Below are 22,662 nucleotides of genomic sequence, written 5' to 3' on the forward strand. Positions count from 1 at the left end.
AGGTGCCCACCCTGGTGGGCACGCCGTGCCAGGATCAGGCCTTCTCCATCGTGCACAGCAGCGGGTGCTGGTTCATCCGCGCGTACTCGTTGACCTGGGCCACCTTGGTTTCGGCCACTTCGCGGGTGAACACACCGCAGACGCCACGGCCACGGGTGTGGACGTGCAGCATCACCTGGGTGGCCTTGTCCAGATCCATGTTGAAGAACTGCTGCAGGACGTCCACGACGAAATCCATCGGGGAGTAGTCGTCATTGAGCAGCATGACCTGATAGAAGGGCGGCGGCGCCACTTCCGGGCGCGCGGGCTCCACGGCAACGCCGTGCTCGTGGTGGGAATCGGGGGCGGACTCGCGAGGCATCTGCCGATTATAAGGGGTGCGACGGCCTTGCGTAGGCCCCGCGTGGAATGGACGGCACGGGCGCCCGCCGTCACAATTGCACCTTCCCACACACTTGGTTTCACAGGATCTTCATGAAAAGGACCCTTCTCTCCGCTCTGCTGATCGCCCTGGCTGCCGCGGGCACCGCTGGCGCTGCGACCACCACTGACAGCACGAAGGCCGACAAGGCCGTTGCCCGTCACCTGGAAAAGCTGGGTTACACCTACGAGGTCGATGAAGACGGCGATTACCAGATGGTGTTCGATGTCGAAGGCGATCGCACCCAGATCGTCTATGTGCGCTCGTCGGTGGAAGACTTCGGTACCCACAACATCCGCGAGATCTGGTCGCCGGGCTACACCTCGCAGACCAAGCAGTTCCCGGTGGCCGTGGCCAACCGCCTGCTGGAAGATTCGCAGGACGCCAAGATGGGCGGCTGGGTGAAGCAGGAGTCGACCGCGATGTTCGTGGTGAAGATCGATGCCGACGCCACCTCCGACCAGCTCAGCGACGCCATCGATGCGGCCATCCGCACCGCCGACGCGATGGAGCTGGAGCTGACCAAGAAGGACGATCTCTGAGTTGAACACCTCGCCGGACCCGCGCTGGGCACCGCATGCAACCGTCGCCACCGTGGTGGTCGACGGCGGCAGGGTGCTACTGGTGGAAGAAACCATCGAGGGCCGGCAGGTGCTGAACCAGCCGGCCGGGCATCTGGAGCCGGGTGAAAGCCTGGCCGAGGCCGCCCTGCGCGAGACCGTCGAGGAAACCGGCTGGACGGTGGAACTGACCGCCTTCATCGGCTGCTACCAGTGGACCGCCGGTGACGGCACCCCGTTCCTGCGCTTCTGTTATGCCGCGCGCCCGGTCTCGCACGACCCGGCGCGGCCGCTGGATGCCGGCATCGATCGGGCGCTGTGGATGACCCCGGCCGAACTGCAGGCCGCCGCCGGACGCCAGCGCAGCCCGCTGGTCTGGCAGGTGCTGGCCGACTACCTGGCCGGCCAGCGCTATCCGCTTGCACTGGTCCGGGAGGTCGCATGAGCAGCCCACGGGTGATGGTTGGCGTGTCTGGCGGCGTGGATTCTTCCGTGGCTGCTTGGCGCCTGGTGCAGCAGGGCGAGGCCGTGGCCGGTCTGTTCATGCAGAACTGGGCCGACGACGGCAGCGGTGACTGCCGCGCCGAGGACGACCGCCGCGACGCGGTAGCGGTCTGCGGACTGCTGGGCATTCCGTTCCATTTCCGCGATTTCTCCAACGAATACTGGCAGGGCGTGTTCGAGCACTTCCTGGCCGAATACGCCGCCGGCCGCACGCCCAACCCGGACGTGCTGTGCAACCGCGAAGTGAAGTTCAAGCACTTCCTCGATGCGGCCCGCGAACTGGGCGCCGAGCGGATCGCCACCGGCCATTACGCACGCATTGCCCAGCGCGGCCATCAGTGGCTGCTGCTGCGTGGCGCCGACCGTTCCAAGGACCAGAGTTACTTCCTGCACCAGCTGGGGCAGGAGCAGCTGGCGGCCACCCTGTTCCCGATTGGTGACCTGGAAAAGAGCGACCTGCGCCGGATTGCCCGCGACGTCAGCCTGCCGACCCACGCCAAGAAGGATTCCACCGGCATCTGCTTCATCGGCGAGCGCGATTTCCGTGAGTTCCTTGGGCGCTACCTGCCGGCCAAGGCCGGGCAGATCCTCGATCCCAGCGATGGCAGCGTGATCGCCGAACATCCTGGCGTCTTCTATTTCACCCTGGGCCAGCGCGAAGGCCTGAACATCGGCGGCGTGCGCGGCCGCCCTGCCGCGCCCTGGTATGTGGTCGGCAAGGACGTGGCCAGCAACGTGCTGTACGTGGACCAGGACCGTGACAGCCCATGGATGCTGTCCAACAGGCTGCGCTCGGAGACCGCGCACTGGATTGCCGGCGCACCACCGGCACGGCATTTTGAATGCGCCGCGCAGACCCGCTACCGCCAGCCCGATGAGCCGTGCAGCGTGGACGTGCTGGACGACGGCAGCGTGCAGGTCACCTTCGCCCGGCCGCAGCGTGCAGTCACCCCCGGGCAATCCCTGGTGCTGTATGACGGTGAGGTCTGCCTGGGTGGCGCGGTGATCGCCGCCACCGACGCGCCGCTGGAACAGCGCCTGCGCACCACCCCTTCTCCTTTTGAGGTAATCGCTGCATGAGTTTCACTGTCGACGACCGCGTTCTGGCTTTGGCCGGCATTGCCCAGGCCCTGCAGCAGGTACGCCGTATCGCCGATACCGGCCACTCCGACGCCGCTGCCGTGCGCACTGCCGTGGACAGCGTGTTCCGCATCGATGCGTCCTCGCCGCAGGCGGTTTTTGGCGATCGGCACGCCCTGAAATCCGGCCTGCGCCTGCTGCACAATTATTTCCGCAGCCAGGGCCAGGACCCGATCCTGCCCAAGCTGGCCCTGTCGGTACTGCAGCTGGAGCGCCGCTTCGTGCAGGACGGCGCCACCGTGAACAAGGTCGCCTCGGGTATCGAGCGCGCCCAGCGCCAGGCCACCGAGCTGGGTGACAGCGGCCACCCGGATGTTCTGGCCGCGCTGGGCGGCCTGTATGCAGACACCATCAGCCACCTCAAGCCGCGGGTCATGGTGCAGGGCAACCCGCATTACCTGGGCCAGGCCGGCGTGGTGGCCGAGATCCGCGCGCTGCTGCTGGCCGCCGTGCGCGCCGCCGTACTGTGGCGGCAGCTGGGTGGCAGTTACTGGGACTTCCTGCTCAGCCGCAAGGCGATGGTCGAGGCCGTGGACCGGCAGCTGGCCTGAGGGCGGGGAGCCCGCCGGGCATGGCCCGGCGCTGGCGTCCGAGCGCCACGAGGGTAGCGCCGGGCCATGCCCGGCGGACGGCGCCAGAAATCCGGCGCATTCAGTGAGCACATCGACGTTAAAGAGAAAGGGGGTACGGCCGATACATCCTCCGTGCACCTCCCGAGAACGTCCATGTACTCACGCATTTTCATCCGTCTGGCCGCCCCCCTGGCTCTGACCCTGCTGCTCCCCTTCGCCATCGGTTTCGAATGGCCGGTTGCCCTGCGTTGGGCGATCCTGACCACGATGACGCTGAGCTGGCTCGGCTTTGCGTGGTGGACCGCCCGCGCCCAGGCGCACCGTTCCCCGGAACATGCCCGTGTCCTGCGTGAGCAGGACCAGCTGCTGACCGAACTGCGCAACTTCGTCGGCAACGAGATCGACGGTTCGCGTGGCGAAGTGGAACGCGCCCGCGACCTGATCCGCCAGGCCGTCTCCAGCCTCGGCGGCAGCTTCGATGCCATGAACCGCAAGTCGCGCCAGCAGAGCCAGGCCCTGTCACGCATCGTCGACCGCGCCGGTGACGAAGGCGGCGCCGGCCTCGACGTTGCCCGTTTCGCCCAGCACGCCAGCCACCGCATGGAACAGCTGGTGGAAGCGCTGGAGCAGGTCAGCGGCCAGAGCAGCACCACCGTGCAGCACATCGACCAGATGGCGCAGCACCTGGATGGCATCTTCGCGCTGCTGGAAGACGTCAAGTCGATTGCCGACCAGACCAACCTGCTGGCCCTGAACGCTGCCATCGAAGCTGCGCGTGCCGGTGAAGCCGGTCGCGGTTTCGCCGTGGTTGCCGACGAGGTCCGCAACCTGTCCGAGCGTTCGACCACCTTCAACGAGCAGATCCGCAAGCTGGCGCACAGCTCCAAGGATGCCATCGCCAAGGTCCGCGAGACGGTTTCGCACATGGCCTCGCGCGATATGGACCGCTCCCGTGAAGCGCGCCAGGAAGCGGCGGCGATGCTGGACAACGTGGCGCAGATCAACGCTTCGCTGGGTGACGGCATGCGCGAAGTGTCCGACTGCGCGCGCTCGATCGACGGCAGCGTGGCCGAAGCCGTGCGTGCCCTGCAGTTCGAGGACATCGCCACCCAGGCCCTGGGCGGCGTGCATACCCACCTGGACCGCCTGACCGCGATCAATCGCGAAGCGGTGGCCCTGCAGGAACTGCTGCATCGCAATGGCGGCGTGTTCGACGAAGAAATCGCCTCTGCCCTGCAGCGCACCGGCAACCGCCTGCGCGAACTGCGCAGCGAATGGGAGCGCCCGCCGCACAAGCCGGTTGCCCAGCAGAGCATGGGCGCCGGTACGGTCGAGCTGTTCTGATCCTGATGTCCGCTGCCCCGTCCGGCAGCGTGCGAGGCCCCGGTTCTGCCGGGGCCTTTGCGTGTGACCCGCCTTTGGATGCATCCTGCAAGCGCACCATGACCCTGATCCGCGCCCTGCCCCCGATCAACGAGAACGAGCGCCCGCGCAATGCGGGCGTACGTGAGCAGCTGCGCCAGCTGGAAGAGGTGGCCCGCGAAGAAATCCAGGAGCTGCAGAAACTGGCCGACGCGCGCCCTGCCCCACCGGCAGCCGGCGATGACGTGCTGGGCCTGGCGTGGGACCTGGGGCTGGATGGCAGTGCCTTGAAGTAGATCCACGCCATGCGTGGATGCAACTGCCCACGTGGCATGATGCGCCGGTCCCGTTCATGGAAGACCGATGGCCATCGCCCTGATCGCATTGCTGCTGATCGAACTCCTGCTGCTGGCCCTCTGGGCGCCGTTCTTCTTCCGCACCGGCATCGTGCTGTTCAACCAGCGAATCGCCGCTACGCCGGCAGAGCTGGCGCAGCTTTCACTGGCCGGTCTGGAGCATGACCTGCCGCCCGATACCTGGCTTTGCCTGGTGTTCCGCGCGCTGCCGGACGGCAGCATCGCCTTTCGCGAGAGCTTCGTGCCGAGCGTTGGCCGTCGCTACTTTCCGCTGATGCGCGGGCGGGTGATGATCGATGCACGGCGCAGGGAGGTGCGGGTGATCGGGCTGTGCAGCTGGTTCGCGCTGGGCCTGACACTGATGCTGGTGCCGGTCATCCTCGTCCGACCCGCTGCGTGGCCGATGCTGGTGGCCCTGGTGCTGTTCTACATAGGCTATTTCATCCAGCGCCGACGCTATGTAGAGGTGGTCGAAGCGGTACGCGCACGACTTCGCTCCGAATTTCCGCAGCGCTTGGTTGCCGCGTCGCAGTAGATCCACGCCATGCGTGGATGGCCGCGAGTGCAGGCATCAGTGCCGACCAACGGTCGGCACCCACCCAGGCTTGCCCAGAAGTAGATCCACGCCATGCGTGGATAAGTATGTCAGCGCGCCAGCATCACTTCGCTGGCGGCATCGGTGCGGCCTGGGGCGAGGTGCTGCTGGCGCAGCCACTGCGCCAGGTCGCGCGGTGTGAGCGGGCGCGAGTACAGGTAGCCCTGGATCTCGTCGCAGCCCTGGCGGCGCAGCATGTCCTCTTCCTGGTGCGTTTCCACGCCCTCGGCCACCACCTTCATGCCCAGTGCGTGGCCAAGATGGACGATGGCCTGGGTCACCTCGGCGGTGCCCGAGTCATGCAGCATGCCCTGCACGAAGCTGCGGTCGATCTTCAGGCGGCCGACCGGGAAACGGTTGAGGTAATTGAGGTTGGAGAAGCCGGTACCGAAGTCGTCCACTGCCAGCGGCACGCCGTGCCGTTCCAGCACATCGAAGCAGTGGCGCAGGATGTCGGTGTCACGGATCAACGCCGATTCGGTCAGCTCCAGCTCCAGCCGCTGCGGCGGCCAGCCGTGCGCGTGGCAGATCTCGATCACGCGCTCGGCAAAGCCACGATCGCGCAACTGCACTGCCGACACGTTGACGGCAATGCGCTCGAAATGCAGGCCAGCACGATCCCACGCGGCTGCCTGGCGACAGGCTTCGGACAATACCCAGTCGCCGATGCGGACGATTTCGCCGCACTTTTCGGCGATCGGAATGAATTCTGCCGGGCTGCAGTAGCCGATGCCCGGGCGATGCCAGCGCAGCAACGCCTCGATTGCGGGGGGCTCGCCGTGATGGGCGTGCAGCAGTGGCTGATAGGCCAGGCTGAACTCGTCGCGCTCGATGGCGCCGTGCAGGCCGTGCTCGATCTCCAGCCGGCGCTGGATCCGCGCCAGCGCGTCCTGGCTGTAATACTGATAGGTATTGCGACCAGCTTCCTTGGCCGCGTACATCGCCGCGTCGGCAGCGCGCAGCAGCGAATCGAAGTCGGTCTGGCTCTCGCCGAGCATGGCGATGCCCACGCTGGCGCCCACTTTCAAGGTGGTGTCGCCACGACGCAGCGGCTCGGCCAGCGAATTGATCAGCTTGCGCGCCACGTGCCCGGCATCTTCCGGTTCGGCCAGGTCGCGCAGCACCACGATGAACTCGTCGCCGCTGAAGCGGCCGAACAGGTCGTTGTTGCGCAGGTTCTGGTGCAGCCGGGTCGCGGCGGCCTTCAGCAGCGCATCGCCAGTGGCGTGGCCGAAGCTGTCATTGATGTTCTTGAAGCCGTCCAGGTCGATGAACAGCATCGCCAGCGAGGTGCCGCGATCGCGCGCTTCCTCGATGGCTTCGGAGGTCTGCTCGCCCAGCAGCACCCGGTTGGGCAGTCCGGTCAGCAGGTCGTAGTGGGCAAGCAGTTCAATCCGCTCGTTCGCTTCGCGCTCGCGTGTGATGTCACGGAACAGGACCACAAAGCGCGGCGGCAGGCCATCACGACGGTCCAGTTCGATCAGCACCTGCACCCATACGCGCAACCCCGACTGGCGGTAGAAGCACAGATCCAGCTGCTCCGGCAGGCCGCCACCGGCAATGCGCCCCAGCGCGGCTTCAAACGCCGCGCGCGAATCCTCGGCATACAACGCGAGCGCCTGGTCGAGGGTGATCGGTTCCTTGCGCAGGCCGTGGATGCGATAGCACTCCTCGGTCCATTGCATGTTGCGCGTCGCCACTTCGATCTCGCAACCACCGATGCGCCCCAGCGCGGACACGCGGTTGAGCAGCTCGGTACGCCAGCGGATGAGGGCATCGGTCTGATGCTGTTCGGTGATGTTCTGCACCTGCCCCAGCAGGCGCTTGGGCTGCCCGTCCATGTCCAGCAACGGTTGCATCCACAACCGCAGATGCTGCGAGGGTTCGTTGCCGCGGGTCAGTTCCAGTTCGAGGTTGGCGGCCCGGCCATCGCGCCACAGGCGGCGCCAGGCCGCACGCAGTGCACCACGTGAGCGCGGGTGCAGCTGCTTGAGCCAGCGTCGCTGCCCAGGGATGCTGTCCTGCCGCAGCGCCAGCAGCGAGCGCAGTTCCGGCGACCACCAGAATTGCCGGCTGTGCGGATCGAACGACCAGCTGCCCATGCTGGCGATGCGCTGGGCTTCGCGCAGATGCAGTTGTTGCTCCTGCAGCAGGGCTTCCAGCTGCTTCTGCTGCTCGATGTCGGTATGGGTGCCGACCATGCGCAGCGGCTGGCCGTCGGCGGTACGGGCCACCACCCGGCCGCGGTCCAGCACCCATCGCCACTGGCCATCGGCCTGGCGGAAGCGGAACTGGGCACTGTACTGCTCACTGTCACCGTGCAGGTGTTCATCCAGCGCGGCGCGCACCTGGGTGATGTCGTCGGCGTGCACGCGCGCCAGTATCTGCGTGGCCGTTTCCTCACCCAGTGCGGGCGTGCGCGCCACCCGGTCGCTGGGGATGTCCCAGTCCCACAGGCTGTGGCCGGCGCTGTCCAGTGCAAGTTCCCAGCGACCGCCACCATCAACCGGCACCGGCTCGGGCACGCTGAGGGTGAAGGCGAGCAGGTTGCCGCTGCCGTCATGCACGGCGCGCAGGTGGCCATCGTAGTGGCCGCGCGGGCCGCCCGGCAGCGTGCACGCGACGATGCCACCGTCGGCGGCCAGCAGGCGCAGGTCTTCCAGCATCGGCGCGTAGGCGGCCACCGTGGCCGGCAGGCCATGCTCGCGCGCAGCCGGATTGGCCGCGAGCGGGCGCCCGCTGCGGTCGACGATGACCAGCGCCGAGGCGAGCGGATGCTGCAGCAGGCTGGCGATGATCCCTTGGTCCACGCGATCTTGCTCCGGATGAAACGCCCGACAGCGGGGCACGCAGTGGTTAACGGCGCCTGCGGCGGATAATTGAGTGGCCAGGGCACAGCTGCGCGGTAAGATGGCCCGCACCCCTTCTCCCTGCCCGCCTCCCTGCCCTGTCCATGCCCGTAGAACCGACCGGCACCGCCCCTGTTCCCGACCCGCGGATGGCGCAGGCGCTGGGGCGCGACCGTCGGCGCATCGTGCTGAGCTACCTGGCGATGGCGCTGGCCTGGATGATCGCCACCGACGGCGCGGTGACCGCGCTGGTGCCCGACCCGCAGCAGGCGGCGCTCTGGCAGAGCATGAAGGGCGCGTTCTTCGCTTTGGCCAGCGCCGGCCTGCTGTACCTGCTGCTGCGGCCGCTGGCCGAGCACGTGCTGCACACCCATGCCCGCCTGCAGGCCTCCGAACTGCGCCTGCGGCAGATGTTCGAGGGCAACCCGGGCCCGATCCTGGTGTATGACCTGGACAGCCTGGCCATCCTCGATGCCAATCCGGCCGCCTGCAGCACCTTCGGCTGGGACCGCGAGGCGCTTCTGGCGCAGACCATCGACGTGCTCTGGCCACCCGGCCAGGACCAGGCGTTGCAGACCAAGCTGGAGGAGATCCGCGGCGCGCCCGAGCAGCTGTGCATCCTGCGCGCGCAGTTGCAGCTGCGTGATGGCAGCCTGCGGCAGATGGAACTGCGTTCGAACGCGATCGACTACGACGGCCACACTGCGCGCCTGCTGATCGCCATCGACCGCACCGCTGAAGACCTGGCCCAACTGCGGCGCGACCAGGCATTGGCCCGCGTGGAAGAAGCCCACGAGTTGGCCCGGATCGGCGCGTGGGAGCTGGACCCGTCCACCGGCCAGGGCCGTTACTCCAACCAGGTCTATCGCCTGCTGGGCCGTCGCCCGCCCGAGGCGCGACGCTGGCACCGTTTCGACGAGCTGCTGGTGGCAGCCGACCCGGCCACGGCCGCACAGACCGACCAGGTGCTGGCCGAGCTGTGCTCGGGTGAGCAGGTGCAGGTGGACGTGCTGCTGCCGGTACTGGCAATGGATGGCCGTGCGCTGATGGTGCACCTGCGCGCCGCCAGCGGCGTGGATGAAGCCGGACGTGACCGGATACTGGGCACGTTGCAGGACGTGACCGAGCGTGAGCAGTCGCGGCGCCTGCTGCGCGAACGCGAAGAGCAGTTCCGCGAGCTGGTGCGGGTGCTGCCCGATGGCGTGGTGATCCTGTCCGACGAACATGTGCTGTATGCCAATGCGTGGGCGGCCGGCCTGTTCGGCTACGGCAGCCACACGCTGCTGGGCGAGCCGCTGTCGGCCCTGGTGGCAGGCGGCGACCTGGCCCGGATGCGCGCGCAGATGCGCGCCGGGCAGCCGCAGCACAGCCCGGGCCACAGCAGCGTGGTGGCCATGCAGCGCGCCGATGGCCGCAGCTTCCAGGCTGGCATTGCGGTGGGCGACGTGCGCTACGGCGGCCGCGACTGCAAGCTGCTGATCGTGCGCGACCTGAGTGAATCCGAACAGACCCGAAGCGCGCTGGAGACCAGCAACCGCGAGCTGCAGGCGATGGCCGGCCGCCTGTTCTCGCTGCAGGAAGACGAGCGCCGGGCGATCTCGCGCGACCTGCACGATGACATCGGCCAGGCGATCACCGCGATCAAGCTGTCGGCCTATGCGGCGCAGGACGAGGACGATGCGCAGCGGCGCGGCGAGGACCTGGCGCAGATCGTCAGCCTGGCCGATACCACCGTTGCCAAGCTGCGCGACATCTCCACCCTGCTGCGGCCGCCGCAGCTGGATGCGCTGGGCCTGGAAGCGGCATTGAGCTGGCAGGCACGCGTGCTGTTCCGCTCGTCCACCGTCGAGCTGCAGGCCGAGATCGAATCGCTGCCCACGCGCCCGGACAACAGCATCGAGCAGGCCTGTTTCCGCATCGCCCAGGAAAGCCTGACCAATGCGCTGCGCCACGCGCGCGCCAGCCAGGTGGTGCTGCAGCTGCGCGATGTCGACCAGCGCGGGCTGCACCTGATGATCCGTGACGATGGCGAAGGGTTCGACCCCGATGGCCCGCGCGGACTGGGCCTGATCGTGATGCGCGAGCGTGCGCAGAGCGTGGGCGGCCACGTGCGGATCGAGTCGGCGCATGGCGCCGGTACCCTCGTCGATGTCCACCTTCCTTACCAGGCCGCTGTTACGGCGGCCGTCGAGTCAGCGGAATACTGAGCCCATGTGGAACCCCAACCTGCCCCCGGTCAGCATCGATGATGCACCTGATCGCCTCGGCGCCGGCAACCCCGAGCTGCAGGCGATGGTCGCCGAAGCCGCCTCCGGAGGTACCCCGCTGATGCTGATGCATGTGGACATCGACCACTTCGCCTCGGTCAACGAGAACATGAGCGCGGAGGTTGGCGACCAGGCCCTGGTGCTGGTGGCCCAGCGCCTGCAGTCCTACCTGCGCGGACGCGGCATGCTGTGGCGGCATGGCAGCGATGAGTTCCTGATTGCCGTGCCGCGCACCGCCGATCTGCCCCTGGCCGAGGATTTCGCCGAAGAGATCCGCCAGCAGATGGAACTGCCGCTGTCGGTACTGCCCTATACGCTGTTCATGACCGGCAAGCTGGGCGTGAGCCTGTGCCCGGAGCACGCCAGCAATGCCTCACGCCTGCTCGACCATGCCGAGGATGCGCTGTACCAGGCCGCCCGCGAAGGCGGCAATGCGGTGCGCATCCATGCGGTGGACACGCCGCCGAGCGCGCACAGCGAGAGCATCATCGCGCGGCAGATCGTCGATGCCATTCCCAACGGCGAACTGAAGCTGCGTTACCAGCCCCTGGTCAGTGCCCGCGATGGCCATGTGGTGGGCATGGAGGCGCTGCTGCGCTGGCAGTCGCCGACCCTGGGCATGCTGGTACCGGAGCGTTTCATGCGCACCGCCGAGCGCCTGGGCATCATCGTGCAGATTGGTACGTGGGTGCTGGAGGGTGCATTGAAGCAGGCCCGGCTGTGGCGCGACCAGGGCTTTGATGACTTCACCATCGCGGTGAATGTGTCCACCCTGCAGCTGCTGCGCCCGAATTTCTTTGCCGAAGTGATGGGCGTGATCCAGGCGTCCGGCGTGCCGGCGCAGATGCTGACACTGGAAATCAACGAAAGCGCGCTGACCAACAACGTCAACTTCGTCCACGAAACGCTGGCCAACCTGCGCAACGAAGGCATCAGCCTGAGCTTGGACAACTTCGGCACCGGCGATTCGAGCCTGAGCGCGCTGGTGCGCTACCCGGTGGACAAGCTGAAGATCGACCGCAGTTTCATCAAGAGCGCCCCGGCCGGCAACCGTGAAGCGGCGATCGCACGCGCGATCATTGCGATGGGCCATCAGCTGGGTATGACGGTGATCGCCAACGGCGTGGAATCGCAGGCACAGCTGGGTTTCCTGCGCCGCAACGACTGCGACGTGTTCCAGGGCTACCTGTTCGGCGAACCGATGTCCGCCGATGCCGCCGGCATGACCCTGCGCCGCCGCTACCTGCGTCCCGAAGCGTTCGCCGAAACCCGGCCGGACCGCACCCTGCTGCTGCTGGATGACGAGGAGAACGTACTGCGCTCGCTGGTGCGCCTGTTCCGCCGCGATGGGTACCGCATCCTGGCGGCAGGCAACGTGCGCGATGCGTTCGATCTGCTGGCCATCAACGACGTGCAGGTGATCCTGTCCGACCAGCGCATGAGCGACATGAGCGGCACCGAGTTCCTGGGCCGGGTGAAGATGCTGTACCCGGACACGATCCGGCTGGTGCTGTCCGGCTACACCGACCTCAACACGGTGACCGATGCGATCAACCGCGGTGCGATCTACCGGTTCCTGACCAAGCCGTGGAACGACGACGAGCTGCGCAAGCACATCCACCAGGCCTTCCGCACGTACGAGGAACAGCGGCGCAGCAACGGTGGCCTGGCGGCTGTCGAGCCGGCCGACGGCGGTGAGGATCGTTCGCCGCTGCGCTGAACCCCGCACACGGGTAGTGCCGGCCGCTGGCCGGCAGATGCGGGGTTTCCAGGTTCATCGGGTTGCCGGCCAGCGGCCGSCACTACCGTGCTGCTTCAGCGCGGCTGCTTGATCGGCAGCACGAGGCGGAAGCGCGAGCCGACGCCTGGGGTGCTGTCCAGATCGATGCGGCCGTGGTGCTTGTTGATAATGCTGTAGGAGATCGACAGGCCCAGGCCGGTACCGCTGCCCACCGGTTTGGTGGTGAAGAACGGATCGAAGATGCGCTGGCGCAGTTCCGGCGAAATGCCACCGCCGGTGTCTTCGAACTCGACCCACACCGTGTCGCCGTCCACGCCGGTACGCACGGTGATCGTGCCGCGCTCGGCGATGGCGTGGCCGGCGTTGAGCAGCAGGTTCATGTAGACCTGGTTCAACTCCGAGGGCAGGCATTCCACCAGCGGCAGCTGGCCGAACTCGCGCACCAGGTGCACCTTGTACTTGAGCTCGTTCCAGATGATGTTGATGGTCGATTCAAGGCCGGAATGCAGGTCGACCAGCTTCCACGATTCGTCGCGGCCGGAATAGGAGAAGTCCTTCAGGTCGCGCACGATGCGGGTGACGCGCTCGATGCCTTCGCGTGACTCGGCCATCAGCTGCGGCAGGTCGCGGCTGATGAAATCGATGTCCAGGCGGTCACGGATATCGTCGATTTCCGGAATCAGCGCCTTCGGGTCGGGCGCACGCAGGGCGCGTTCGTAGGCTTCGATCACCGTGAACAGGCTGCGCAGGTATTCCTGCAGGCTGCCCAGGTTGGAATGCACGTAGCCGATCGGGTTGTTGATCTCGTGCGCCACGCCGGCGGCAAGCTGGCCGATGGACGCCATCTTCTCCGACTGCAGCAGCTTTTCCTGGGTGCCGTTCAAGCGCAGGTAGGCCTGGCGCAGTTCGGCATGGCGCTGCTGCAGTTCGCGTTCGTAGTCTTCCTGGCCTTCGATATGGCGGAACAAGGCCAGGTAGTGCCCCGAACCGGGTTCGCCATGGAAGTACAGATGGGCGATGACCACGCCCTCGCCCAGCGGCAGGCTGCCGTTCCAGTGACCGTGCTGGCGCGCATGTTCCAGCGCATCCGGCGGCAGCAGCTGGCGCAGGCGCTGCGGCGGCGGCAAGGTGCCTTCATCGCTGCCCAGCAGGCTCTGGGCGGCCGGGTTGGCCAGGGCGACCTGCCCATCTTCGGTGAACAGCAGCAGGCCTTCGCGCAGGCGCTCAAGCAGGGCCTGCAGCACCGGTTGCGGCGGAAGGGGGGCGGTAACCAGAACGTTGGCGGCAGACACGGCGGCTCGGGGCGATCAAACAGGCGCCCAATATACGCGTTCACGCGGCGGCCTACAGCCGCCATCGGGCGGTCAGCCGACCGCCGGTCCTGTCAAGCGACGGCGAGTGGCCGCCGCGCGGTGACGGTATGCGACTGGCCCTTGGCATCGTATGCCGAGGACTCTTCGGTGCGGCCCATCTGGCGCAGTGCCCAGTTGACCTCGCGCCGGCGCCGCGACAGCAGCACCCCGTTGGCGCGGTTGCGCTCGGCCAGTTCCTGCAGCTGCTCGCCCTCGCCCACCGGTGGCGCGCCTTCCAGCGCACGCAGCGCTTCCAGCTTCGCACCGGTGGCACGGATCAGGGCATGCACGTCGTGCTCGACCAGGGCCTGGCGTTCAACGTCCAGGGCCTGGGCAAGGCGCTGCAGCGGCTCGCTCATCGCCGCGGTCATCCTTGCAGCTGCTGGTCCAGTTCAAGCATGCGCGAAGCGATCGCGTCCGGATTGATCTTGTAGGTGCCGTTCTGCAGCGATTCGCGCACCGCTGCAACACGCTGGGCGTCGATCGCCGGAGCGGTGCTCAGCTCACGCTCGATGGCCTGCAGGTTGGTGGCTTCGCCGGTCAGGCGCAGGCTGTCGGCCGCCTCGACTGGACGTGCCGCCGAATCGGTGCTGACGCCGGGCTTGGCGGCCGGGGTGGTCACGCTGCGCAGTGCCTGGGGGACCTGCAGGTTGCCGTCGATTTTCTGGCTCATGGGGTGTCCTGGAGTTGCCGTACACAAGGGATAACGGCCGCAGGGCCGTGATCTTTAGGGGAATTCTGCATTATTTCAACGCGCCACGATTACGTCACCGGTCGCGTCCACCGTGCCCTGCACGATACGGCGCGAGGACAGGTTTTCCACCGAGACGCGCTCGTTCTGCCCGGCATCGCCCAGTGCGCGGCCGGCGATGCGGACCTCGACCGAACCACGCCGCGATACCAGTGCCACACTGTCTCCTCGCTTGATGAGACGCTGTGCAACCAGATCGTTGCTCGACAACAGTGTTCCTGCCGGCAACGGCCGACGGGCGATGCGGCCGATCGCTGCGGCAGGATCGGCCAGCACTGCGCCGGCAATCCGTGCCGCGTCACGCTGGGCAGTACTGATATCGGCGGCGGCGATGGATTCTCCAGTGCCGATGCCACGGGTCAGCACCAGCACGGTCTGGTTGCGGCGCACCTTCACCGGCACGAACAGGCGCCAGCCACCGGCGTCGGGACAACTCACTTCCACGGTGGTGTTTGCCGTGGGCTGCACCTGCAACGCGCCGCCGCAACGCGGAAGGCGCAGCGCATCAGCAACCACGGCCTCACCTTCAGTGCCGGCGGCCAGGGTCGACAACGCGGCAGCACGGATGCTGGCCACCGGCTGCCAGTCGGCAGCGGTTGCCCACGGCGCGGCCACGGCCATTGCAATGGCAAGGAAAGAAGCAATGCGGCGCATGGCGCCTCCTGTCGGTAAGACCTGGCCCAGACGCGTGCAAGCTGCGTGCCACAGACGGGCCACGGAAATCTCACTGGGCCCGGCCCTGCACTCGCCCTCAAGTTCCACCCTGCCCGCGCCGATACAGCAGCCATGTCCCATGACCTGCTCAACCGGATCGACCAGCGAACCCGACTGGCCGGCCACAATCGCTTGGCGCTGCTGCTGTTCCGCCTCGGCGGACGTCAGCTTTTTGGCGTCAATGTCTTCAAGGTGCAGGAAGTGCTGCGCCGCCCGGAACTGTTCCAGGTGCCCGGCCTGCCCGGTCAGTTCGCCGGCGTGGCCGACGTGCGCGGCCGTTCGGTGCCGGTGCTGGACCTGGGCCTGGCCATCGGCCACCCCGAGCGCGAGCCCGATGCGGACACCGCACCCGGTTACCTGGTGGTGACCGAGTTCAACCGCTCGATCCAGGGCTTCCTGGTCAGCGGCGTGGAGCGCATCGTCAACATCGCGGTGGAAGACATCCACCCGCCGCCGGAACTGGGCGCTGAATCGAGCTACCTGACCGCGGTGACCCGCTTCCAGGGCGAGCTGATCCAGGTGATCGACGTGGAAAGCGTGCTGGCCGACATCGCCCAGGTGCGCGGTGAGGCCGTGCTCGACCCGGCCATGGCGATGCCCGCCGACGCCCCGCAGCTGCAGGTGCTGGTGGTGGATGATTCGCGGGTGGCGCGCCAGCAGATCCGCAGCGTGCTGGACCAGCTGGGGGTGGGCGCGACCCTGCTCTCGGATGGCAAACAGGCGCTGGACCACCTGCTGCAGATCCATGCCTCGGGTGAAAACCCGGCCGAACGCTACGCCATGGTGATCTCGGACATCGAGATGCCGGCGATGGACGGCTACACGCTGACGACGGAAATCCGGCGCCATGCCGGCCTGTCGGGGCTGTACGTGCTGCTGCATACCTCGCTGTCGGGCGTATTCAACAATGCGATGGTCGAGCGCGTGGGTGCCAACGCCTTCGTCGCCAAGTATTCGCCGCACGAGCTGGCCGACTTCGTGCTGGACCGCCTGCGCAAGGTGGCGATGGCGGCGTAAGGCCGCCGCACGCGTCTCCGCCGGGCATGGCCCGGCGCTACCAGACACCTGCTCCGACCCACGGTAGCGCCGGGCCATGCCCGGCGAGCGCGATGTTGCGCACCACGGTTCTGGCACACCGCTTGCAGCTTCCCGGGCAACGTTCCCGTGGGAGTGCACCGTGCGCAACCTGATTACCGACTACCTGGGCGTCCATGCCCAGGCAATGCCGTTGCGCGAACAGCGCATGAAGCTGATCGCCAGCAACCTCGGCAATGCCGACACCCCCGGCTACAAGGCCCAGGACCTGGACTTCGATTCGGCCCTTCGCCATGCGCAGGGGCTGGATGCCAACGGCCTGATGACCACCACCAACGAGCAGCACTACGAAATCGGTAGTGGCCTCAACCCGTTCCAGGTGGCCCGCGAGGGCGTACAGCCCAGCATCGACGGCAACACCGTCGACCCCGATGCCGAACGCGCCGCCTATGGCCGCGCTGCACTGGAATACCGCGCTTCGCTGAGCTTCGTCGAAAGCAAGGTGCGTTCCATGCTCACCGCGATCACGGGGCAATAAGCCATGAGCAACCTGCCGATCTTCGATATCGCCGGCTCCGCGCTGCAGGCGCAGTCGGTGCGCATGAGCACCATCGCCTCCAACCTGTCCAACGCTGACAGCATCGCCGGCTCGGCCGACGCGGTGTACAAGCCGCTGGAACCGATCTTCCAGGCGGTCACCAGCAAGACCGATCCGAACATCACCTCGGTGCAGGTCAAGGAGATCACCCAGAGCAACGCGGCGCCGATCAAGCGCTACGAGCCGGGCCATCCGCTGGCCGACGGCGATGGCTACATCTACCAGCCCGACGTCGATCCGGTGGCGCAGATGGTCAACCTGATCTCGACCTCGCGCAATTACCAGGCCGGCGTGGAGATGTTGACCACCGCCAAGGAACTGGCCCTGGCCACCCTGACCATGGGCCGCTGAGGCCCGCTGCACCGGACACCGCCATGACCACTGCCGTCAACAACCAGAGCAACCAGGACGTCTACGCCGCACTCGGCCTGAACGCCCCCAACAGCAACGCCACCAAGAAGAAGAACACGTTGGACCAGGCCGATTTCCTGCGCCTGATGACCGAGCAGCTGCAGCACCAGGATCCGCTGAAGCCGATGGACAACACGCAGATGGTCTCGCAGATGGCGCAGATGTCGACCGTGCAGGGCATCACCGATCTGAACAAGTCGGTGAAGGGCTTCCAGGAGTCGATGGCCAGCGACCAGGTGCTGCGTGGCGCCGCCCTGGTCGGCCACCAGGTGCTGGTGCCGTCGGAAAAGCTGGTGCTGGAGAAGGAAGGTTCGGTGGAGGGCACGGTTGCCGCGCCGGCCGCCGGCATCGTCACCGTGGACGTCACCGACGCCAACGGCGCCAAGGTCACCTCGATCAGCGTTGAAGCCAAGGCCGCCGGCGAGACCGCGTTCACCTGGGATGGCAAGGATGCCAACGGCAAGCGCATGGAGCCGGGCAAGTACAACATCGTCGCCAACCACGTCGACACCACCGGCAAGAGCACCAAGCTGTCCACCTTCGTGCAGGCACCGGTGGAAAGCGTGACCGTCGGTTCCGACGGCCTCTACCTGAACCTCAAGGGCCTGGGCACGGCCCCTCTCGACTACGTGCTCCGCGTCAGCTGAGCCGCACCTACCGCATCCAACAGGAGCATCCCATGGGCTTCAACATTTCCCTGTCCGGCATCAACGCTGCCAACTCGGACCTGAGCGTCACCGCCAACAACGTGGCCAACGTCAACACCACCGGCTTCAAGCAGTCGCGCGCGGAATTCGCCGACCTGTTCGCCGCCACCAGCTACGGCCTGTCCAAGAACGCGATCGGCTCGGGCGTGCGTGTTTCCAACGTGGCCCAGCAGTTCATCCAGGGCAACAACGAGCAGACCGGCCGCAGCCTGGACATGGCCATTTCCGGTGAGGGCTTCTTCACCATGAACATGAACGGTGCACGCGTGTACTCGCGCGCCGGCAACTTCCAGACCGACGCCGCCGGCTACGTGGTCAACCCGCAGGGCGCACGCCTGCAGGTGTTCGCACCGAACGCCGACGGCACCAACTTCGACGCCGGCCGCCTGGTCGACCTGCAGCTGCTGACCACCGACAGCCCGCCCAAGCAGACCAGCGAGGTCAAGGTCGGCTTCACCCTGCCGGGCAATGCCAAGCAGCCGACAGTGACCACCTTCGACCCCACCAATTCCAACAGCTACAGCCATTCCAGCGGCGGCATCACCGTGTATGACTCGCTGGGCGTCAGCCACACCCAAGTGTCCTACTTCGTCAAGGAAGCGGCCACCAACGCCTGGACGGTGCACAACTACGTCGATGGCCAGCCGGCCGGTACGCCCACCCCGCTGACCTTCGACAACGCCGGCAAGCTGACCGCACCGGCCAACGGCAAGATCAGCCTGGGCACCTTCACCCCGACCACCGGCGCCGGCGTGCTGAACATGACGCTGGATGTGAGCGGCTCGACCCAGTACGGCGAGAAGTTCGCCCTGCGCAACACCCAGCAGGATGGCTACGCGGCCGGCAAGCTCAACGAGATCACCGTTTCGGAAACCGGCGTGGTGTTCGCCCGCTATTCCAACGGCGACGACAAGCCGCTGGGCCAGGTTGCACTGACCAGCTTCAACAATCCGCAGGGCCTGGAACAGAAGGGCAACAACCTGTGGGTGGAGACCTTCGATTCGGGCACGCCGCGCACCGGCGCCGCCGACACCTCCAACCTCGGCAAGATCCAGGCCGGTTCGCTGGAATCCTCCACCGTCGACCTGACCGAACAGCTGGTCAACATGATCACCGCGCAGCGCAACTTCCAGGCCAACGCGCAGATGATCACGACCCAGGACCAGATCACCCAGACCGTCATCAACATCCGTTGATGACCTGCTGACCCTGTCAYGGAACTCCCCGCATGGATAAAGCCCTTTACGTGGCGATGACCGGTGCCCGCGCCTCCCTGCAGGCGCAGGGAACGCTCAGCCACAACCTCGCCAACTCGGACACCCCCGGCTTCAAGGAAGCGCTGGCCAACACCGAAGCCTTCCCGATCCGTGGCCCGGGCTTTGCCTCGCGGGTGGATGCACTGCATGTCGATGCGGGCTTCAACCGCACGGCCGGCGCGCAGCACATCACCGGCAAGCCGCTGGACCTGTCGTTGCAGACCGGCACCTGGCTTGCCGTGCAGTCCACCGATGGCAGCGAGGCCTACACCCGTGGCGCCGCACTATCGGTGACCCCGAACGGCCAGCTGGTGACCTCCAGCGGCCGTCCGGTGCTGGACGACAACAACAACCCGATCGCGATTCCGCCCTACCAGGCGATGGAGATCGGCAACGACGGCACGATCTCGATCATCCCGCAGGGCGAAGGCCCGCAGACGATGGCGATGATCGGCCGGATCAAGGTGGTGCAGGCGCCGGATGATCGCCTCGAACGCGGCCTGGATGGCCTGTTCCGCAATACCGATCCGCTGCAGCCGTTCGCCCAGGCGCAGGGCACGGCGGTGCACAGTGGCCAGCTGGAAGGCAGCAACGTCGATGCCGCCGGCGCGCTGGTGCAGATGATCCAGCTGCAGCGCCAGTACGAAATGCAGGTGCAGGTGATCAAGCACGGCGATGACAACGCGCGCAGCGCCAACAGCCTGTTGCGCCTGGGCAGCTGACGGAATTCCGGCACCGGCCCGCGCCGGTGCTGGCACGCCGCTTGCACCCCCTACCCCATGGGCCGCACCGCGCGGCCGGCTTCACCCAGACAGGACTCCGAAGATGAACCAGGCATTGTGGATCGCGAAAACCGGACTGGATGCGCAGCAGATGCGCATGTCGGTGGTTTCCAACAACCTCGCCAACACCAACACCACCGGCTTCAAGCAGGACCGCGCCAGCTTCGAGGACCTGTTGTACCAGCAGGTGCGCCAGCCCGGCGGTTCCTCTTCGGCACAKACCCAGCTGCCCACCGGCCTGCAGATCGGCACCGGCGTGCGCGTGGTGGCCACCGCCAAGAACTTCGAGCAGGGCAGCCAGCAGCAGACCGGCCGCGCGCTTGACGTGATGGTCAACGGCCGCGGCTTCTTCGAAGTGCAGATGCCCGACGGCAGCTCGGCCTACACCCGCGACGGCTCGTTCAAGATCAACCAGGACAGCGAGCTGGTCACCAACAGCGGCTACCCGGTGCAGCCGGGCATCCAGATTCCCGAAGGCGCGCAGTCGGTGACCATCGGTACCGACGGCACCATCAGCGTGAAGATGGCCGACGGTGCGGCATCGGTGGAAGTCGGTGCATTGACCCTTACCGACTTCGTCAATCCGGCGGGCCTGCAGGCACGTGGTGAAAACCTGTTCCTGGAAACCACCGCCTCCGGCCCGGCGCAGAACGGCAATCCCGGCCTGAACGGCCTGGGCACCGTGGTGCAGGGTGCGCTGGAAGGCAGCAACGTCAACGTGGTGGAAGAGCTGGTGTCGATGATCGAAACCCAGCGCGCCTACGAAATGAACGCCAAGGCGATCTCGACCACCGACTCGATGCTCGGCTACCTCAGCAACAAGCTCTGATCGCCCTCACCGGGAAACTGCCATGTCGCCCCTTTCTTCCTTCGCCCGTACTGCCCTCGCCTGCGCCGTGGCTGCCCTGCTCGGCGGCTGCGTGATCGCTGGCGACGTGCGCCCCTATCCGACGATGGCGCCGTTGCAGCCGATCATGCCGCCGCAGGCCGAACCGACCGCCGGCGCGATCTACGCCGCCGGCCCGACCCTGCAGCTGTATTCGGACCGCCGTGYGCGCGATGTCGGCGACCTGCTGACCATCACCCTGCTGGAAAACACCACCGCGCAGACCAGCGCCAACACCRCCACCAACAAGGAATCGAACCTGAGCCTCGGCACGCCGTCGATTCTCGGCGCACCGGTCACCCTGGGCGGCAAGGACATCCTGAGTGCAACGGCCAAGGGCGCACGCGACTTCACTGGCAAGGGCAACAGCGCGCAGAGCAACCGCCTGCAGGGCAACGTGACCGTGACCGTGGTGCAGCGCCTGCCCAATGGCAACCTGGTGGTGCAGGGGCAGAAGAACCTGCGCCTGAACCAGGGTGATGAGCTGGTGCAGGTACAGGGCATCGTGCGCCCCGGCGACATCAGCGCGGACAACACCGTGCCTTCCAGCCGCGTGGCCGAAGCGCGCATCGTCTATGGCGGCCGCGGCCCTGTCGCGCAGTCCAACGCGATGGGTTGGCTGAGCCGCTTCTTCAACTCCGGCCTGACGCCGTTCTGAGTATGGCCATGAAATTCTCCTTCTCTTCTTCCTGGCAGCGACGCGCAGCGTCGCTCTACTGTGCCGTGTTCATGGTCTTCGCGGTGGCTGCCCCCGCCAGCGCCGAGCGCATCAAGGACCTGGCCCAGGTGGGTGGCGTGCGCGGCAATGCACTGGTGGGTTACGGCCTGGTGGTCGGCCTGGATGGCAGCGGCGACCGCACCAGCCAGGCGCCCTTCACCGTGCAGAGCCTGAAGAACCTGCTGGGCGAGCTGGGCGTCAACGTACCGGCCAACGTCAACCCGCAGCTGAAGAACGTGGCGGCAGTGGCAATCCACGCCGAGCTGCCGCCGTTCGCCAAGCCCGGCCAGCCGATCGACATCACCGTGTCCTCGATCGGCAACGCCGTGTCGCTGCGCGGTGGCTCGCTGCTGATGGCGCCGTTGCGCGGTGCCGACGGCCAGGTCTACGCGATTGCCCAGGGCAACCTGATCGTGGGCGGCTTCGGTGCACAGGGCAAGGACGGTTCGCGCGTCTCGGTGAACGTGCCCAGCGTCGGCCGCATCCCCAACGGTGCGACCGTTGAGCGCGCCCTGCCCGATGTGTTCGGCGCCAGCGGCGAGATCACCCTGAACCTGCACAACAGCGACTTCACCACCATCTCGCGGATGGTCGGTGCGCTCAACAATGCCTTCGGCGAGGGTTCGGCGCGTGCCGTGGACGGCGGCACCGTTGCCGTGCGTGCGCCCACCGACGCCGGTGCGCGCATCGGCCTGCTGGCCCGTATCGAAAACCTGGAACTGACCCCGGGCGCTGCACCGGCCAAGGTAGTGGTCAACTCGCGTACCGGCACCGTGGTCATCGGCCAGCAGGTACGGGTCGGCCCGGCCGCGATCTCGCATGGCTCGTTGACGGTGACCATCCAGGAAAACACCAACGTCAGCCAGCCCAACGCTTTTGCCGGTGGCCAGACCGTGGCCACGCCGCAGTCGACCATCACCGCCACCAACGATGGCAGCCGGATGTTCAAGTTCAACGGCGGCACCACCCTGGACGAGATCGTGCATGCGGTGAACGCCGTTGGCGCGGCACCGGGTGACCTGATCGCGATCCTGGAAGCACTGAAGCAGGCCGGCGCCCTGAGCGCCGAGCTCGAGGTGATCTGA

General features: G+C 66.9%; 24 protein-coding genes. 18 read left to right on the forward strand and 6 right to left on the reverse strand.

Features of this window, described 5'->3' with window-relative positions; genetic code table 11:
• Window positions 1-34: 34 nt before the first annotated feature.
• On the reverse strand, window positions 35-361 hold the full coding sequence (clpS, locus tag AC1DCU_RS05445; RefSeq protein WP_025879127.1) for an ATP-dependent Clp protease adapter ClpS: 327 nt from the start codon (window positions 359-361) through the stop codon (window positions 35-37).
• Between the two features lie 113 nt (window positions 362-474).
• Here clpS and AC1DCU_RS05450 point away from each other — a divergent pair, with 113 nt between their 5' ends.
• From AC1DCU_RS05450 to AC1DCU_RS05480, 7 genes are all read left to right on the forward strand, one after another.
• Window positions 475-963, forward strand: coding sequence for a hypothetical protein (locus AC1DCU_RS05450; RefSeq protein ID WP_025879126.1), 489 nt, complete (start codon window positions 475-477; stop codon window positions 961-963).
• 1 nt (window position 964) lies between these two features.
• Window positions 965-1,426, forward strand: coding sequence for an NUDIX hydrolase (locus tag AC1DCU_RS05455; protein ID WP_025879125.1), 462 nt, complete (start codon window positions 965-967; stop codon window positions 1,424-1,426).
• Complete coding sequence (gene mnmA, locus AC1DCU_RS05460) at window positions 1,423-2,565, forward strand: tRNA 2-thiouridine(34) synthase MnmA (RefSeq protein WP_442252051.1); 1,143 nt, start codon at window positions 1,423-1,425, stop codon at window positions 2,563-2,565. Before AC1DCU_RS05455 ends, mnmA begins: the two co-directional genes overlap by 4 nt.
• Complete coding sequence (gene hflD / locus AC1DCU_RS05465) at window positions 2,562-3,176, forward strand: high frequency lysogenization protein HflD (protein WP_025879123.1); 615 nt, start codon at window positions 2,562-2,564, stop codon at window positions 3,174-3,176. Before mnmA ends, hflD begins: the two co-directional genes overlap by 4 nt.
• Window positions 3,177-3,350: 174 nt before the next feature.
• Entirely contained in the window at window positions 3,351-4,541 is a 1,191-nt protein-coding gene (locus tag AC1DCU_RS05470) for a methyl-accepting chemotaxis protein (protein ID WP_025879122.1), read from the forward strand.
• A 98-nt stretch (window positions 4,542-4,639) separates the two neighbouring features.
• Window positions 4,640-4,855, forward strand: coding sequence for a hypothetical protein (locus AC1DCU_RS05475; protein WP_025879121.1), 216 nt, complete (start codon window positions 4,640-4,642; stop codon window positions 4,853-4,855).
• Between the two features lie 67 nt (window positions 4,856-4,922).
• Window positions 4,923-5,450 (forward strand): hypothetical protein, encoded by a 528-nt coding sequence (locus tag AC1DCU_RS05480; RefSeq protein WP_442252409.1) that lies wholly within the window; start codon window positions 4,923-4,925, stop codon window positions 5,448-5,450.
• Between the two features lie 110 nt (window positions 5,451-5,560).
• On the opposite strand, the gene AC1DCU_RS05485 is transcribed toward AC1DCU_RS05480, so the two are convergent.
• Complete coding sequence (locus AC1DCU_RS05485) at window positions 5,561-8,320, reverse strand: bifunctional diguanylate cyclase/phosphodiesterase (protein WP_025879118.1); 2,760 nt, start codon at window positions 8,318-8,320, stop codon at window positions 5,561-5,563.
• Between the two features lie 143 nt (window positions 8,321-8,463).
• Here AC1DCU_RS05485 and AC1DCU_RS05490 point away from each other — a divergent pair, with 143 nt between their 5' ends.
• Complete coding sequence (locus AC1DCU_RS05490; RefSeq protein ID WP_099783934.1) at window positions 8,464-10,566, forward strand: sensor histidine kinase; 2,103 nt, start codon at window positions 8,464-8,466, stop codon at window positions 10,564-10,566.
• A 4-nt stretch (window positions 10,567-10,570) separates the two neighbouring features.
• Window positions 10,571-12,346 carry an EAL domain-containing protein gene (locus AC1DCU_RS05495; RefSeq protein WP_025879116.1) on the forward strand — a complete coding sequence of 592 codons (1,776 nt, stop codon included), beginning with the start codon at window positions 10,571-10,573 and terminating at the stop codon, window positions 12,344-12,346.
• 95 nt (window positions 12,347-12,441) lie between these two features.
• Here AC1DCU_RS05495 and AC1DCU_RS05500 read toward each other — a convergent pair whose 3' ends face one another.
• From AC1DCU_RS05500 to flgA, 4 genes are all read right to left on the reverse strand, one after another.
• Complete coding sequence (locus tag AC1DCU_RS05500) at window positions 12,442-13,659, reverse strand: ATP-binding protein (RefSeq protein WP_025879115.1); 1,218 nt, start codon at window positions 13,657-13,659, stop codon at window positions 12,442-12,444.
• Window positions 13,660-13,751: 92 nt separating this feature from the next.
• Complete coding sequence (locus tag AC1DCU_RS05505; protein WP_025879114.1) at window positions 13,752-14,090, reverse strand: flagella protein; 339 nt, start codon at window positions 14,088-14,090, stop codon at window positions 13,752-13,754.
• Window positions 14,087-14,392 (reverse strand): flagellar biosynthesis anti-sigma factor FlgM, encoded by a 306-nt coding sequence (gene flgM / locus AC1DCU_RS05510; RefSeq protein WP_025879113.1) that lies wholly within the window; start codon window positions 14,390-14,392, stop codon window positions 14,087-14,089. Before flgM ends, AC1DCU_RS05505 begins: the two co-directional genes overlap by 4 nt.
• Window positions 14,393-14,467: 75 nt before the next feature.
• Window positions 14,468-15,124 (reverse strand): flagellar basal body P-ring formation chaperone FlgA, encoded by a 657-nt coding sequence (flgA, locus tag AC1DCU_RS05515; protein ID WP_033831051.1) that lies wholly within the window; start codon window positions 15,122-15,124, stop codon window positions 14,468-14,470.
• Window positions 15,125-15,256: 132 nt separating this feature from the next.
• On the opposite strand from flgA, the gene AC1DCU_RS05520 reads away from it, so the two are divergent.
• The 9 genes from AC1DCU_RS05520 (at window position 15,257) to AC1DCU_RS05560 (ending at window position 22,662) form a co-directional block, all read left to right on the forward strand.
• The gene (locus AC1DCU_RS05520; protein ID WP_025879111.1) at window positions 15,257-16,201 is read left to right on the forward strand and encodes a chemotaxis protein; all 945 of its coding nucleotides are present in this window, start codon (window positions 15,257-15,259) and stop codon (window positions 16,199-16,201) included.
• A gap of 160 nt (window positions 16,202-16,361) precedes the next feature.
• A complete protein-coding gene (gene flgB / locus AC1DCU_RS05525; RefSeq protein WP_025879110.1) occupies window positions 16,362-16,757 on the forward strand; it encodes a flagellar basal body rod protein FlgB in 396 nt (131 codons plus the stop codon).
• 3 nt (window positions 16,758-16,760) lie between these two features.
• Entirely contained in the window at window positions 16,761-17,168 is a 408-nt protein-coding gene (flgC, locus tag AC1DCU_RS05530) for a flagellar basal body rod protein FlgC (protein WP_025879109.1), read from the forward strand.
• A gap of 23 nt (window positions 17,169-17,191) precedes the next feature.
• On the forward strand, window positions 17,192-17,875 hold the full coding sequence (locus AC1DCU_RS05535) for a flagellar hook assembly protein FlgD (RefSeq protein WP_025879108.1): 684 nt from the start codon (window positions 17,192-17,194) through the stop codon (window positions 17,873-17,875).
• A 32-nt stretch (window positions 17,876-17,907) separates the two neighbouring features.
• Window positions 17,908-19,131, forward strand: a complete 1,224-nt coding sequence (gene flgE, locus AC1DCU_RS05540) for a flagellar hook protein FlgE (RefSeq protein WP_032974827.1) — start codon at window positions 17,908-17,910, stop codon at window positions 19,129-19,131.
• Window positions 19,132-19,163: 32 nt separating this feature from the next.
• Entirely contained in the window at window positions 19,164-19,913 is a 750-nt protein-coding gene (locus tag AC1DCU_RS05545; RefSeq protein WP_025879106.1) for a flagellar basal body rod protein FlgF, read from the forward strand.
• 103 nt (window positions 19,914-20,016) lie between these two features.
• The gene (flgG, locus tag AC1DCU_RS05550; RefSeq protein WP_478014131.1) at window positions 20,017-20,802 is read left to right on the forward strand and encodes a flagellar basal-body rod protein FlgG; all 786 of its coding nucleotides are present in this window, start codon (window positions 20,017-20,019) and stop codon (window positions 20,800-20,802) included.
• 22 nt (window positions 20,803-20,824) lie between these two features.
• Entirely contained in the window at window positions 20,825-21,517 is a 693-nt protein-coding gene (flgH, locus tag AC1DCU_RS05555; RefSeq protein ID WP_478014133.1) for a flagellar basal body L-ring protein FlgH, read from the forward strand.
• 8 nt (window positions 21,518-21,525) lie between these two features.
• The gene (locus AC1DCU_RS05560; protein WP_282279672.1) at window positions 21,526-22,662 is read left to right on the forward strand and encodes a flagellar basal body P-ring protein FlgI; all 1,137 of its coding nucleotides are present in this window, start codon (window positions 21,526-21,528) and stop codon (window positions 22,660-22,662) included.

The organism is Stenotrophomonas sp. 10L48 (assembly GCF_056395105.1).

Bases quoted from the DNA above. Each gene is read 5' to 3' on its own strand.
- flgE (WP_032974827.1), top strand. From the start codon at position 17,908: ATGGGCTTCAACATTTCCCTGTCCGGCATCAACGCTGCCAACTCGGAC.
- AC1DCU_RS05470 (WP_025879122.1), top strand. From the start codon at position 3,351: ATGTACTCACGCATTTTCATCCGTCTGGCCGCCCCCCTGGCTCTGACC.
- hflD (WP_025879123.1), top strand. From the start codon at position 2,562: ATGAGTTTCACTGTCGACGACCGCGTTCTGGCTTTGGCCGGCATTGCC.
- AC1DCU_RS05495 (WP_025879116.1), top strand. From the start codon at position 10,571: ATGTGGAACCCCAACCTGCCCCCGGTCAGCATCGATGATGCACCTGAT.
- AC1DCU_RS05520 (WP_025879111.1), top strand. From the start codon at position 15,257: ATGTCCCATGACCTGCTCAACCGGATCGACCAGCGAACCCGACTGGCC.
- AC1DCU_RS05535 (WP_025879108.1), top strand. From the start codon at position 17,192: ATGACCACTGCCGTCAACAACCAGAGCAACCAGGACGTCTACGCCGCA.
- AC1DCU_RS05490 (WP_099783934.1), top strand. From the start codon at position 8,464: ATGCCCGTAGAACCGACCGGCACCGCCCCTGTTCCCGACCCGCGGATG.
- AC1DCU_RS05480 (WP_442252409.1), top strand. From the start codon at position 4,923: ATGGCCATCGCCCTGATCGCATTGCTGCTGATCGAACTCCTGCTGCTG.
- flgA (WP_033831051.1), bottom strand. From the start codon at position 15,124: ATGCGCCGCATTGCTTCTTTCCTTGCCATTGCAATGGCCGTGGCCGCG.
- flgM (WP_025879113.1), bottom strand. From the start codon at position 14,392: ATGAGCCAGAAAATCGACGGCAACCTGCAGGTCCCCCAGGCACTGCGC.
- AC1DCU_RS05545 (WP_025879106.1), top strand. From the start codon at position 19,164: ATGGATAAAGCCCTTTACGTGGCGATGACCGGTGCCCGCGCCTCCCTG.
- clpS (WP_025879127.1), bottom strand. From the start codon at position 361: ATGCCTCGCGAGTCCGCCCCCGATTCCCACCACGAGCACGGCGTTGCC.
- mnmA (WP_442252051.1), top strand. From the start codon at position 1,423: ATGAGCAGCCCACGGGTGATGGTTGGCGTGTCTGGCGGCGTGGATTCT.
- AC1DCU_RS05505 (WP_025879114.1), bottom strand. From the start codon at position 14,090: ATGACCGCGGCGATGAGCGAGCCGCTGCAGCGCCTTGCCCAGGCCCTG.
- flgC (WP_025879109.1), top strand. From the start codon at position 16,761: ATGAGCAACCTGCCGATCTTCGATATCGCCGGCTCCGCGCTGCAGGCG.
- AC1DCU_RS05560 (WP_282279672.1), top strand. From the start codon at position 21,526: ATGAAATTCTCCTTCTCTTCTTCCTGGCAGCGACGCGCAGCGTCGCTC.
- AC1DCU_RS05450 (WP_025879126.1), top strand. From the start codon at position 475: ATGAAAAGGACCCTTCTCTCCGCTCTGCTGATCGCCCTGGCTGCCGCG.
- AC1DCU_RS05475 (WP_025879121.1), top strand. From the start codon at position 4,640: ATGACCCTGATCCGCGCCCTGCCCCCGATCAACGAGAACGAGCGCCCG.